14 protein-coding genes are annotated in these 12,971 nt (G+C 68.2%); 11 read left to right on the top strand and 3 right to left on the bottom strand.

Annotated features, from left to right (window positions below; translation table 11 throughout):
* Positions 1–703, bottom strand: a 703-nt coding sequence (gene hemC, locus ABS88_RS22350; protein WP_286750623.1) for a hydroxymethylbilane synthase, incomplete at its 3' end; no start/stop codon positions are given.
* 1 nt (position 704) lies between these two features.
* Between hemC and tsaD the strand changes: the two genes are divergently transcribed.
* From tsaD to ABS88_RS22335, 3 genes are all read left to right on the top strand, one after another.
* Positions 705–1,739 (top strand): tRNA (adenosine(37)-N6)-threonylcarbamoyltransferase complex transferase subunit TsaD, encoded by a 1,035-nt coding sequence (tsaD, locus tag ABS88_RS22345; RefSeq protein ID WP_003042375.1) that lies wholly within the window; start codon positions 705–707, stop codon positions 1,737–1,739.
* An 11-nt stretch (positions 1,740–1,750) separates the two neighbouring features.
* Complete coding sequence (locus ABS88_RS22340; protein WP_286750622.1) at positions 1,751–2,743, top strand: NAD(P)H-dependent glycerol-3-phosphate dehydrogenase; 993 nt, start codon at positions 1,751–1,753, stop codon at positions 2,741–2,743.
* 94 nt (positions 2,744–2,837) lie between these two features.
* Positions 2,838–4,376, top strand: a complete 1,539-nt coding sequence (locus ABS88_RS22335) for a lipopolysaccharide biosynthesis protein (RefSeq protein ID WP_003042368.1) — start codon at positions 2,838–2,840, stop codon at positions 4,374–4,376.
* Positions 4,377–4,385: 9 nt separating this feature from the next.
* Here the strand turns inward: ABS88_RS22335 and ABS88_RS22330 are convergent, their stop codons facing one another.
* Positions 4,386–5,384, bottom strand: a complete 999-nt coding sequence (locus ABS88_RS22330; protein WP_186401440.1) for an adenosine kinase — start codon at positions 5,382–5,384, stop codon at positions 4,386–4,388.
* Positions 5,385–5,493: 109 nt separating this feature from the next.
* Between ABS88_RS22330 and ABS88_RS22325 the strand changes: the two genes are divergently transcribed.
* Together ABS88_RS22325 and ABS88_RS22320 are read left to right on the top strand one after the other, a co-directional pair.
* Positions 5,494–6,171: an EI24 domain-containing protein gene (locus tag ABS88_RS22325; RefSeq protein ID WP_286750621.1), complete on the top strand. Its 678-nt coding sequence runs from the start codon at positions 5,494–5,496 to the stop codon at positions 6,169–6,171.
* 12 nt (positions 6,172–6,183) lie between these two features.
* Positions 6,184–6,564: a hypothetical protein gene (locus tag ABS88_RS22320; protein WP_058810865.1), complete on the top strand. Its 381-nt coding sequence runs from the start codon at positions 6,184–6,186 to the stop codon at positions 6,562–6,564.
* Positions 6,565–6,592: 28 nt separating this feature from the next.
* Here the strand turns inward: ABS88_RS22320 and ABS88_RS22315 are convergent, their stop codons facing one another.
* The gene (locus ABS88_RS22315) at positions 6,593–7,072 is read right to left on the bottom strand and encodes a MarR family winged helix-turn-helix transcriptional regulator (protein WP_003042359.1); all 480 of its coding nucleotides are present in this window, start codon (positions 7,070–7,072) and stop codon (positions 6,593–6,595) included.
* A gap of 263 nt (positions 7,073–7,335) precedes the next feature.
* Between ABS88_RS22315 and ectA the strand changes: the two genes are divergently transcribed.
* The 6 genes from ectA to ABS88_RS22285 form a co-directional block, all read left to right on the top strand.
* Positions 7,336–7,848 carry a diaminobutyrate acetyltransferase gene (gene ectA / locus ABS88_RS22310; RefSeq protein WP_081611148.1) on the top strand — a complete coding sequence of 171 codons (513 nt, stop codon included), beginning with the start codon at positions 7,336–7,338 and terminating at the stop codon, positions 7,846–7,848.
* 38 nt (positions 7,849–7,886) lie between these two features.
* A complete protein-coding gene (ectB, locus tag ABS88_RS22305) occupies positions 7,887–9,191 on the top strand; it encodes a diaminobutyrate--2-oxoglutarate transaminase (protein WP_058810863.1) in 1,305 nt (434 codons plus the stop codon).
* Positions 9,192–9,207: 16 nt separating this feature from the next.
* Positions 9,208–9,633, top strand: a complete 426-nt coding sequence (locus ABS88_RS22300; protein ID WP_058810862.1) for an ectoine synthase — start codon at positions 9,208–9,210, stop codon at positions 9,631–9,633.
* 26 nt (positions 9,634–9,659) lie between these two features.
* Positions 9,660–10,580: an ectoine hydroxylase gene (gene thpD, locus ABS88_RS22295; protein ID WP_263587976.1), complete on the top strand. Its 921-nt coding sequence runs from the start codon at positions 9,660–9,662 to the stop codon at positions 10,578–10,580.
* Positions 10,577–12,037 (top strand): aspartate kinase, encoded by a 1,461-nt coding sequence (locus ABS88_RS22290; RefSeq protein ID WP_286750620.1) that lies wholly within the window; start codon positions 10,577–10,579, stop codon positions 12,035–12,037. Before thpD ends, ABS88_RS22290 begins: the two co-directional genes overlap by 4 nt.
* Positions 12,038–12,060: 23 nt before the next feature.
* Positions 12,061–12,971: MFS transporter (locus ABS88_RS22285; RefSeq protein WP_286750619.1), on the top strand; the 911-nt coding region annotated here is incomplete at its 3' end.

Below are 12,971 nucleotides of genomic sequence, written 5' to 3'. Positions count from 1 at the left end.
CCGCATCGTCGGCGCGGCATTCGATACCGATCGCGCCCTGCGACGCGGCGGGCAAGAGTATCTCCGCCGGCTGCACGGTTCCGACCGCATGCATGCCGAGGCGTTCGAGCCCCGCCGCGGCGAGCAGGGTCGCATCGACCTCCCCCGCCGCCAGCTTGCCGAGCCGCGTCGCGACATTGCCGCGCAGCAGCGTCGTTTCGAGGTCAGGACGCAGGCGGCGGACCTGCGCGGCGCGGCGCGGGCTGCTCGTACCCAGCCGCGCGCCGTGCGGCAGGTCGGCGATCGCCGCCGCCGCGATCCCGTCGCGAACCACCAGCCGGTCGCGCGGGTCGGCGCGCTCGAGCATGGCGCCGAGCGCGAAGCGCGGATCACGCAGCGTCTCGACATCCTTCAGACTGTGCACGGCGATGTCGATCCGCCCACCGTCGAGCGCCGCGTCGAGCTCGCGCGTCCACAGCGCCTTGCCGCCTACCTCGGCGAGCGCGCGGTCCTGGATCTTGTCGCCGGTGGCGGTCATCGGAACGATTTCGATCGCCTCGGGCGCGATGCCATAGGCGGCGATCAGCGCCGCGGCGGCCATATTGGCCTGCGCCATTGCAAGCGGCGAGGCGCGCGTACCGAGGCGGAGCGGGCGGTCGGGCGTGGGAAGCGGAAGTCCGCCGCTTGCCCCCGCCCCCCTGGCACGGGTAAGGGGGCGCAACATTATGTCTCTCATCCTTGGCCTCGAATCGAGCTGCGACGAAACCGCGGCAGCGCTCGTCACCGACGACCGGCGCATCCTCGCGCATCGGGTCGCGGGACAGGAGGCCGAGCACCGGCCCTATGGCGGCGTCGTTCCCGAAATCGCGGCGCGCGCGCATGTCGACCGCCTCGCCCCGATCGTCGAAGGCGTGCTCGCCGATGCCGGGGTGACGCTCGCCGATGTCGATGCCATCGCCGCGACCGCCGGCCCCGGGCTGATCGGCGGCGTCATGGTCGGGCTGGTCACCGGCAAGGCGCTCGCCCATGCGGCGGGCAAGCCGCTGATCGCGATCAACCATCTCGAAGGCCATGCGCTCAGCCCGCGGCTCGCCGACCCCGACCTTCGCTTTCCCTATCTGCTGCTGCTCGTCTCCGGCGGGCACTGCCAGCTTCTGCTCGTGCGCGGTGTCGACGATTATCGGCGGCTTGCCACCACGATCGACGACGCTGCGGGCGAGGCCTTCGACAAGACCGCAAAGCTGCTCGGGCTCGGCTATCCGGGCGGTCCGGCGGTCGAACGGCTTGCGGCGGACGGCGATCCGCATGCGGTGCCGCTCCCCCGCCCGCTGGTCGGTAGCGCCGAACCGCATTTCTCCTTCGCCGGTCTCAAGAGCGCCGTGGCGCGCGCGGTCGCATCGGGCGCGCACCGCCCCGCAGACGTAGCCGCGTCTTTCCAGCAGGCGGTCGTCGACTGCCTGATCGATCGCAGCCGCATCGCACTCGCCGCCTGCCCCGAAGCGACCGCCTTTGTCGTCGCGGGCGGCGTCGCTGCCAATGGCGCAATCCGCGCCGCGCTCACCGGCCTCGCCGCCGCGTTCGACAAGCCCTTTGTCGCGCCGCCGCTGTGGCTCTGCACCGACAATGGCGCGATGATCGCCTGGGCGGGCGTCGAGCGCTTCGCCGCGGGGCTCAGCGATCCGCTCGACACGGCGGCGCGGCCGCGCTGGCCGCTCGATCCCGCCGCCGAAACCGTGCGCGGCGCCGGAGTAAAGGCATGACGCGCGACTGCATGACGTCATTTGAAAAGTTCGGCGTCGTCGGTGGCGGCGCCTGGGGCACGGCACTCGCCCAGCTTCTCGCCGCCGAGGGCGCACCGGTGCGCCTGTGGGCGCGCGAGGAAGACGTCGTGGCGGCGATCAACGCCGAGCATCGCAATCCACTGTTCCTGCCCGGTGCGGCGCTGTCGCCTTCGCTCACGGCAACGAGCGACCTTGGCACGCTGTCGGGACTCGACGCGCTGCTCGTCGTCGTGCCGGTGCCCTATCTGCGCGCCGTGCTCGCGGCGCTGCCCGCAGGCGATGCGCCGCTGATCTTCTGCAGCAAGGGGATGGAGGCGGGCAGCTTTGACTTTCCGATCGACATCGCGCGCGAAATCTTTCCCGGCCGCGGCTTCGCCGTGCTGTCGGGGCCGACCTTCGCGCACGAGGTCGCAGCGGGGCTGCCGACCGCGATCACGCTGGCGGCCGAAAACCCCGCGCTCGCCGAGGCGCTCGCCCGCGCGCTCGCCCGCCCGCATTTTCGTCCTTATGTGTCGACCGACATGATCGGCGCCGAAATCGGCGGCGCGATCAAGAATGTCCTCGCCATCGCCTGCGGCATCGTCGACGGGGCCGGGCTGGGGCTCAACGCGCGCGCTGCGCTGATCAGCCGCGGCTTTGCCGAGATGACGCGCTTCGGGCTCGCGCGCGGGGCGCAGGCCGAAACGCTCGCCGGACTCGCCGGGCTCGGCGATCTCGTCCTTACCTGCACCTCGTCCAATTCGCGCAATTTCGCGCTCGGCCAAGGGCTGGGGCGCGGCGAGAGCGCAGCGGCCCTGATGGCCGACCGCCGCACCGTTGCCGAAGGCGCGTTCAGCGCCCCGGTGATCGCCGCCGCCGCACGCGCCGATGCGATCGACATGCCGATCACCGACGCGGTGGCGCGGCTCGTCGCGGGCGAAACGCGCGTTGCCGACGCCATTCAGGCCCTGCTCAGCCGCCCGCTGCGACCCGAGGGCCGATGATGCACCGCTGCCGATTGCCTGGATTGCCCGGATTGCCTCGCCCTTTTCCGCGCGCTAAACAGCGCACAGGGGAGCAGCAGAAGGGGCGCCAGGCTTGAGCCAGTCGGACAGCGCAGCCGCGCCCCCTTCCGCATCCACCGTGGCCGACCCGGCCGGGCAGGATGCCGACACCGCCGCGCTCGCCAGGGGCGGCCGCACCAATTTCTTCGGCTTCATCCTGCGCCTCGTCGCGCGCCTGCCCTTTCTCTATTTCGCCGGTCGCTGGTATGGCCCCGAAGCGGTCGGCCGCTTCGCCTTTGCCGTGCTCGTCATCGAGCTGATCGCGCAGCTTGCGACGCTCGGGCTCAAGCGCGGCCTCGCCGAACAGCTCAGCAAGCCGGGCGCCGATCATCGTCATATCGTGTGGGACGGCATGTTCGTCGCCTTCCTCGCCTCGGCGTTCGGCTCGGCGATTCTCTTCGCCTTTCCGCAGCTCATGTTCCCCTCGGGCGATATCGACGGCTGGGATCGCTGGGTGGCGATCACCGTTTTCGCGATCGCGGGTGCCGACATCGCACTCGCGGCCTGCGCCTATCGCTACGACATCGGCGCCACGGTCCGCGCGCGTTCGATCGTCGAACCCTGGGCGATCAGCGCCGCCGCGTTCGGCTTCGCCTTCTATTCGCTGCGCGACGGGTTGATCCTTTCCTACGCCGCCGCGATGATCGCGACCTTCTTCACCGCGCTCATTCCGATGATTCGCCACTATGGCGGCCCCGGCGTCTGGCGCCCGCATCCCGCGCAGCTCATCTCTCTCGCGCGCCGCAACGCGCCGCTCGCCGCTGCCGATGCGATCGAATGGGGGACCCGCCGGCTCGACCTGTTCATCCTCGGCCAGTTCACCTCGCCCGCGATCTACGGCATCTATTACATGGCGCAGCAGGTTGCCTCGCTGCCGCAGAAGCTCAAGACCAGCTTCGAGCCGATCCTCGGCCCCGTCATCACCCGCAATCTGGCGGAGAACCGCCTCGCCGCGGTCGCCGCGCAGGTCAGCCAGGTCGGCTTCTGGATCATCGCGGCGCAAGCAGGAATCGCGCTTGCGCTCGGCATTCCGGGCGAAGCGGTGATGGGCCTCGTCGGCCCGCAATTCGTCGAGGGCAATGTCGCACTCGCCTTCCTGCTCGCGGCGGAGGTCGTGGCGGCGACGGCGGTGGTGAGCGAAGCCGCGCTCGTCTATGTCGCGCGCCACCGCAATCTGCTCATCAGCATCGCGACGCTCGCACTGCAGGCGGTGCTCAGCGTCGCGCTGATCCTCACCGCCAAATCGATGGGGTTGCCGCCGATCGCCTATGCCGGCGCGGTCGCGCTCGCGCTGATGCTCGCGCTCGGCTTCGCGTCGGTGGTGAAGGCGCGGCTGCTCGCGCGTATTCTCGGGGCGCCCGTCAACAGCCTGCGCTGGGCGCTCGTCTGGGCCACCGCCGGGGCGACGGTTCTCGGCTGGGGCGCGACGCAGATGCCCGAATGGGCCGAGCTGCTGATCGGCGTCCCCTTCATCCTCGGCATCTATGCGTGGCTGATCTGGACGCGCGGCTTCGGCCCGGCCGACCGCGCGCTGTTCCGCAAGCAGCCCGAAACGGCCGCGCCGGCAAGCTGATCCGGCGCGTCAGCCGAGCCGCGCGGCGACTTCGGCTTTGAGATCGGTCTGCGCGCGCGGGCCGACCTGCGCGATGATTTCGCGCGCACACACCGCACCCATCGTCAGGCAATCGGCGAGCGAGCGGCCCTCGGCCTGGCCCGCAAGGAAGCCCGCGGCGAACAGGTCGCCGGCGCCCGTGGTGTCGACGACCGTCTCGATCGGCTCGGCGCCGACCGCAACGCGCTCACCGTTCGCGACCGCGATCGCGCCTTTTTCGCTGCGCGTCACGACGAGCAGCGGCACGCGCGGCGCGATCGCCGCGACGGCGGCTTCGAAGTCCTGCGTTCCGGCGAGCGCGCAGATCTCGACCTCGTTGGCGAACAATATGTCGAACAGTCCCTCGCCGATCAGCGCGCGGAAATCATCGCCGTGGCGGTCGATGATGAAGGCGTCGGACAGGGTGAAGGCAACCTTGCGGCCGGCGCCGCGTGCGACGTCGATCGCGCGGCGCATCGCGGCGCGCGACAGCGGCGGATCCCACAGATAGCCCTCGAGATAGAGGATGTCGGCGTCGGCGATCCAGTCTTCGGCGATCATCGCCTGTTCGAGCAGATGGCTTGCGCCGAGGAAGGTGTTCATCGTCCGCTGGCCGTCGGGCGTGACGAGGATCAGGCAGCGCGCGGTCGGCGCGCCTTCCTTGAGCGCCGGGGTTTCATAGGCGACGCCGAGCGCGCGCAGGTCGTGCGTGAAGACGCTTCCGAGCTGGTCGTCGGCAACCTGGCCGATGAAGGCGCAGCGGCGGCCGAGCGCGGCCATGCCGGCGAGCGTGTTCGCTGCCGATCCGCCCGACATTTCGATCGCCGGACCCATCGCCGCATACAGGCGCCCCGCCTCTTCGGCATCGATGAGGCGCATCGACCCTTTGGTCAGGCCCTCGGCCTCGATCAGCGCGTCGTCGGCGCGGGCAATGACATCGACGATCGCATTGCCGATCGCAACGACTTCGAAACGGGCGGTGGAGGCCATGAAAAATCCTGTGATGCGTGGGAAAATATGCCGCGCGCCTTAGGGGGCCGCGCGCGCCAAGGCAAGCGCGACGCTTGACGACGCAGCGCCCGCCGCGCCATTCGGACGCATGGCCCGTGCCGTCCAAGCCCTGTTCCTCGCCATCGGCGACCTGTCGAGCCCGCGGGTGCTGCGCATCCTGGCGATCAGCCTTGCCCTCACCCTGCTGCTGTTCATTGCGGCGGGCGCGGCGCTTCTGGCTGGGGCGCGCTGGGCGCTCGCGCATTGGCAGTGGCTGGGCGCGGCGGGGATCGACATGGCGAGCGTGCTGATCCTGCTGCTGCTGATCGCGGGGAGCTGGCTCTTGTTTCGCGCCGTCGCGATTGTTGTCGTCGGGCTGTTCGCCGACGCCATCGTCGCCGATGTCGAGGGGCGCCACTATCCCGCCGCCGCGGCAGGCGCGGTCGATGTCGGCTGGCGGCAGTCGGTCGCCCTCGCGCTCGCATCGCTCGCGCGCCTGATCCTTGGCAATCTTGCCGCGCTGCCCTTTTATGTCCTCCTCCTGGTGACGGGAATCGGCACGCCGATCCTCGCCCTCTTCGTCAACGCGCTGCTGCTCGGCCGCGATCTCGAGGCGATGGTCCTCGCGCGCCATCCCGGCCGGCCACGCCTCGAGCGGCGCGCGCGCTGGTCGCTCGGCCTGCTGTCCGCCGCAAGCTTTCTGGTTCCCGTCGCCAATCTGTTGGCGCCCATCGCGAGCGCGGCTATGGCCGTCCACATGCTCCATCTGCGCCGGGCAGACAGATAAAGGGGAACCGGCTTGACCCGCACCACCAATTTGGCCGCACTCGCCGGCCTTTCGCTGATGCTCGGCGGCTGCGCCGCCACCGCGGTGCCGCGCGTGACGCCGCCGCCGACAAGCAGTGCCCCGGCGCCGCTCAACCCGCCGCGTGTCACCCAGAATAATGCGCTCGTCGGGCGCGATGCCAACAGCGCGCTGCGCCTGTTCGGCAAGCCGCGGCTCGACGTCAGCGAGGGCGCGGGTCGCAAGCTGCAATTCGCCGGGTCGGCGTGCATATTGGATGTTTACTATTACGCCCAGCGCTCAGGCGCCGAGGCGCTTGCCACCCATGTCGACGCGCGCACCCCCGACGGGCGCGACGCGAATGTCGACAGCTGCATCGCCGCGCTGCGGCGGTAGGGCAAAGATCGATCCGGAAATAAGTGCGCTAGGCGCGATCGATCGCGCCCGTATCGAGTAACGGCGCGGCGTCGATGTCGGCGGCGCCGAGCACGATCGCCAGCCGCTCGGTCGCGGCCAGGATCATCGCCTGTTCCCATGCGGGCAACGCGGCGAAGCGGTCGGCGAATATCTGTTGCAGCATATCGGGCGCCTCGGCGACGCGGCGCTGACCCGCGTCGGTCGCGGTCAGCAGCATCTGTCGCTTGTCGCGCTCGCTTCGCGTCCGCGTCACCAGCTCCATGGCAACCAGCCGGTCGACGATGGCGGTGATCGTCGCGTGGCTGAATTGCAGGCGCTGTGCGACCTGCCCCGGCGTGGCGCCCTGCGCCCCCGCCACATCGCGCAGCACGAGCAGCTGCGACGGCGTCAGGCCGGTCGCCGCGCCCAGCTTGCGGCTGCCCGTCTCGGTCGCGCGCAGGATGCGCCGCAGCGCGCGCAGGGTGGCGTTGGCAATTTCGGACTCCATCCCGCCTTGTTAGCCGCGCCCGCAGAGGGCGCCAATTGCAAAGTCGCCCTCGCTCTGATGCGGAATTTTATTTCAGATCATGAAACATTATGGTCGCCGCGGGGTTGAACGAGGCGGTGAACATCCTATATTTCGCGGCATACCGGGCCGGGTGGCTCGAATATGCGCTTGGCATTATTTCAGGAGATGAAAGATATTTGACCGGCCACAGGAACGGGACACGGCACCATCCACAAAGGAATCGCGGCCGACCCGCCGCGTCGCTGCAATTTCGCAAGCCGGTCGCTACCGACGGGCCGGCGATCACCGCGCTGATCGCGGCCTGCCCGCCGCTCGACCGCAATTCGCGCTACTTCAATCTGATCCAGTGCACCCATTTCGCTGACAATTGCATCATCGCCGAACGCGGCGGTCGCATTCTCGGTTGGATTTCGGGGCATCGCCCGCCCGCCGAACCAAGCGCCTTCTTCGTCTGGCAGGTCGCGGTCGCGCCCGAAGGGCGCGGCCAGGGGCTCGCCAGCCGTATGCTCGACGAACTGCTCACGCGGCCGGCGCAGGCGGGCGTGACGCACGTTCTGGCGACGATCACCGCCGACAATGCGGCGTCGTGGGCGCTGTTCCACGGCCTTGCCCGGCGCCACGATACGACGCTCGACCGCAGTATCGTCTTCGAGCGCGACGCCCATTTCGCGGGCGTCCATCCCAGCGAGTTTCAAGCCCGCATCGGGCCATTCGCCATCGATACGACACCGACCGATACGACATCGCCTGAATGACTCAGGCACAATGACACAGGCAGAATAGGGGTATTCACATGATCAACGCACCCAAACCGTCCGGGTCCATTCCCGACCGGAGCATTTACGAACGCCGCGAATCGGTGGTCCGCAGCTATGCCCGCGCGATGCCGCGTCAGTTCGGCAAGGCCGAAGGCGTATGGATGCACGACGATCAGGGCGGTCGCTATCTCGACTTCCTGTCGGGCTGTTCGACGCTCAACTATGGTCACAACCATCCGATTTTGAAGCAGGCACTGCTCGATTATATCGCCGCCGACGGCATCGCCCACGGGCTCGACCTGCACACCGATGCCAAGGCCGCCTTTCTCGACACGTTCGAGGATGTGATCCTGAAGCCGCGCGCACTCGACTATCGCGTCATGTTCACCGGCCCGACGGGCACCAACGCGGTCGAGGCAGCGATCAAGCTCGCGCGCAAGGTGACGGGTCGCGAACTGGTTATCGCCTTCACCAACGGCTTTCACGGTATGACGCTCGGCGCGCTTGCCTGCACCGGCAATGCCGCCAAGCGCGGCGGCGCGGGCGTCCCGCTCGCCCATGTCGCGCACGAACCCTATGACGGCTATTTCGGCCCCGAGGTCGACACCGCCGAACTGCTCGACCAGCGGCTGGCCGATCCGTCGAGCGGCCTCGACGCCCCCGCCGCGATCCTGGTCGAAACGGTGCAGGGCGAAGGCGGCCTCAACGCTGCCTCGCCCGAATGGCTGCGCAAGATCGCCGACATCGCAAAGCGCCACGGCGCGCTGCTGATCGTCGACGACATTCAGGCGGGCTGTGGCCGCACGGGAAGCTTCTTCAGCTTCGAGGAAATGGGCTTCACCCCCGACATCGTCACGCTTGCCAAATCGCTGTCGGGCATGGGCCTGCCCTTCGCGCTGACCCTTTTCCGCCCCGAGCTCGACCAATGGTCGCCCGGCGAACATAATGGGACGTTCCGCGGCAACAACCACGCCTTCGTCACCGCGACCGCCGCGCTCGGCCATTTCTGGAGCAGCGACGCTTTCGCCGACGATGTGCGCCGCCGCGGGGCGCTGCTCGAAGAGCGGCTCGCGCGCATCGCCGCCGAACATGGCTTCGAAACGCGCGGCCGCGGGATGATGCGCGGCATCAACGTCGGGTCGGGAGAACGCGCCGGGGCGATCACCGCCGCCTGCTTCGACGCCGGCCTCATCATCGAAACCAGCGGCGCGCACGACGAAATCGTCAAGGTGCTCGCGCCGCTCGTCATCGATGACGCGCTGCTCTCGGCAGGGCTCGACATTCTCGAAACCAAGATCCGCGAAGCGATGGCCGACGATTACGCCGTCGCCGCCGAATGAAGACAGGAGACCGACCATGATCATCCGCAATCTCGACCAGATCCGCAAATCCGACCGCAACGTCCGCTCGAACGGCTGGGCCAGTGCGCGCATGCTGCTCAAGGATGACGGGATGGGCTTTTCCTTCCACGTCACCACCATGTTCGCGGGCAGCGAACTCAAAATGCATTACCAGAACCACCTCGAGGCGGTGTTCGTGCTCAAGGGCACGGGGACGATCGAGGATCTGGACAGCGGCGAAATCCATCGGCTCGAACCCGGCGTGATGTATGCGCTCGACAAGCACGACCGCCACATCGTGCGTCCCGAAACCGACATACTGACCGCCTGCGCCTTCAATCCGCCGGTCACCGGCAAGGAAGTGCATGACGCAAGCGGCGCCTATCCGGCCGAGGCCGACATGGCGAGCGAGCCGGCGCGCGAGGCCGCGCCCGCAGCGTAAAACCCATATCAACAGGGGGAAGTCCCATGACCGACATCTACCCATCGCGTCACGCGGCCGCGCCAGAAATGCGGCCGCGGCTCGACCCGGTCGTCCGCAGCGCGTGGACGCCCGACGCACCGATCAGCCGCGAGCAGGCGGAGGCCTTCGATCGCGACGGCTATCTGCTGCTCGAGAACCTCTTCGACGACGAGGAAGTGACCTATTTGCAGCGCGCCGCGGGCAAGCTGCTCGCTGATCCCGACGCGCTCGACGAGGAAACGATCGTCACCGAGCCGCAGAGCCGCGAAATCCGGTCGATCTTCGACATTCACAACCAGAGCGCGATCATGGCGCGGCTTGCTGCCGACGAGCGGCTGGCGGGGGTCGCGCGCTTCCTGCTCGGCGACGAGGTTTACATCCACCAGTCGCGCCTCAACTACAAACCCGGCTTCAAGGGCAAGGAATTCTACTGGCACAGCGATTTCGAAACCTGGCATGTCGAGGACGGCATGCCGCGGATGCGCGCGCTTTCGATGTCGGTTCTGCTCGCCGAGAACACGCCGCACAATGGCCCGCTGATGGTCATTCCGGGGTCGCATCGCACCTATCTGACCTGCGTCGGCGAAACGCCCGACGACCATTATCGCCAGTCGCTGAAGCGCCAGGAATATGGCGTTCCCGACGAGGACAGCCTCGCCGAACTGGCGCATGATCACGGTATCGTTGCGCCGACCGGCGCGCCGGGAACCGTGATCCTGTTCGACTGCAACCTGATGCACGGGTCGAACGGCAACATCACCCCCTTCCCGCGCGCGAATGCCTTCCTCGTCTATAATGCGGTGAGCAACCGGCTCGAAAAGCCGTTCGGGGTCGACAAGCCGCGCCCCTGGTTCCTCGCGCATCGCGGCGCCCCCGAACCGCTCGCCATCGAGGCGGGCCCGCTGACCGAAAGGATTGCGGCATGACACAGGACGTCAAAAAGGGTGGACACAGCGTCGAAAAGATCGGCGGCACGTCGATGGCGGCGACCGCGACATTGTTCGACAATGTGCTGATCGCCGGCCGCTCGGGCGCCGATCTTTACAATCGCATTTTCGTGGTGTCGGCCTATGCCGGGATCACCAATCTGCTGCTCGAAGACAAGAAGACCGGCGAACCCGGCGTGTTCGGGCGCTTCGTCGCCGACGACGAGGACAGCGATGGCTGGCGCCGCGCGATGGAGGCGGTGCGCGGTGCGATGCACGCGCGCAACGAAGCGATGTTCGCGCGCCGCGAGAGCCGCGACGAGGCCGATGCCTTCGTCGACATGCGACTCGATGCGGTCGCCGCCTGCCTCGACGATCTGGCGCGGCTGCGCAGCCACGGCCGCTTCTGCGTCAAGGAACAGCTCGTCACCGCCCGCGAATTGCTCGCCGGGCTGGGCGAAGCGCACAGCGCCCACAGCACCGCGCTGCTGCTGCGCGATCGCGACGTCAACGCGCGCTTCGTCGATCTGACCCCTTGGGATCAGGAGGATCTGCGTACGCTCGACGAGCGGATCACCGAGGCCTTTGCCAACATCGATCTGGCGACGACGCTGCCGATCGTCACCGGCTATGCCGGCTGCCAGGGCGGCATGGTGAAACGCTTTGCGCGCGGCTATACCGAAATGACCTTCTCACGCATCGCGGTGCTGACCGGCGCGCGCGAAGCGATCATCCACAAGGAATTCCACCTGTCGAGCGCCGATCCCAAGCTGGTCGGCGAGGATAAAGCGCGCAAGATCGGTCGCACCAATTACGATGTCGCCGACCAGCTCGCCAATCTGGGCATGGAGGCGATCCATCCGGGCGCCGGACGCGGCCTCAGGCAGACCGACATTCCGCTGCGCGTGCGCAACACCTTCGACCGCGAAGATGGCGGCACGCTCGTCACCGGCACCTATGTCTCCGACGTGCCGCGGGTCGAGATCGTCACCGGCATCCGCCAGATGCAGGCGCTGCAATTCTTCGAACAGGATATGGTCGGAGTGAAGGGCTATGATGCCGCGATCCTCGACGTGCTGACGCGTCACGGCCTGTGGATCGTCAGCAAGGCGTCGAATGCCAACACCATCACCCACTATCTGTCGGCCAGCGCCGGCGCGGTGAAGAAGGTGATCGCCGATCTGCAAAAACAATATCCCGACGCCGCGATATCGGCGCATCCGGTCGCAATGGTGTCGGTGATCGGCAGCGACATCGCGCGGCCGGGGCTGGTGCCCGATGCGCTGCGCGCGCTCGACGACGCCGGTGTCGCGATGATCGCGATGCAGCATCAGATCCGTAACGTCGATGTCCAGTTCATCGTCGAAAGCCGCGATTTCGATCCTGCCGTCCGCGCGCTGCATCGCACGTTGGTCGAAGAGGATGCCGGCGGGGCAGAAGGGCGCCGCGCCGCCTGACGCGCGGCACCCGCACCCTCCCGATGCTCGCCACCCTTGCTCCCGTTCGCAGCCTGCTGCTCGCCATCTTCGTGATGATGGCGGGCAGCGGCTTCTTGTCGACGCTGATCGGCCTGCGGCTCGAGCGGGCGGGCAGCGACACGATCCTGATCGGGCTGGTCGCCACCGCCTATTTCGGCGGATTGACGCTCGGCGCCTTGCGCGCCGGCGCGATCGTCCGCCGCGTCGGGCATATCCGCGCCTTTGCCGCCTTCGTCGCGCTGCTTTCGGCGAGCACGCTCACCTATGCGCTGGTCCAGCACCCGCTGCTGTGGGCCTTGCTGCGGCTGGTCGACGGCGTGTGCGTCGCAGGCATGTTCATCTGCGTCGAAAGCTGGCTCAACGACCGCGCCGAACCCGAGACGCGCGGCGGTATCCTCGCCGCCTATATGGTCGCCCTCTATTCGGGACAGGCCATCGGACAGCTTTTCCTGAGCACCGGCGCGGCAACGCCGGCCGTACCCTTCCAGATCGCCTCGATCCTCATTTCGCTCGCCATCCTGCCGGTCTGCCTCACGCGCAGCACCGCACCGACCTTGGGAGAAGCCGACAATCTTCCCCTCGCGCGGCTATTTGCCGCCTCGCCGCTCGGGCTGGCGGGGGCGGCGATCACCGGGCTGATCCTTGGCGCCTTCTACGGCCTGGCCGCCATCTATGCACGCGGCATCGGCCTGGGGCTCGGCGCGATCGCCACTTTCATGATGACGGTGATCCTGGGCGGCGTGGCGCTGCAATGGCCGCTGGGCCGCCTCTCCGACCGCTATGATCGCCGCCGCGTCATCATCGCCTGTTTTGCGCTTGCACTGGCGGTGAGCGTGGCGCTCGCCGCGGCACCGGGGGGCGGCCTGCTGCTGCTGTTCGGCGCGGCCTTCGGCGGGCTCAGCTTCGCGCTCTA

It is taken from the genome of Sphingopyxis sp. SCN 67-31 (assembly GCF_001725095.1).
This window is presented reverse-complemented; position numbering and strand designations above follow the sequence as displayed.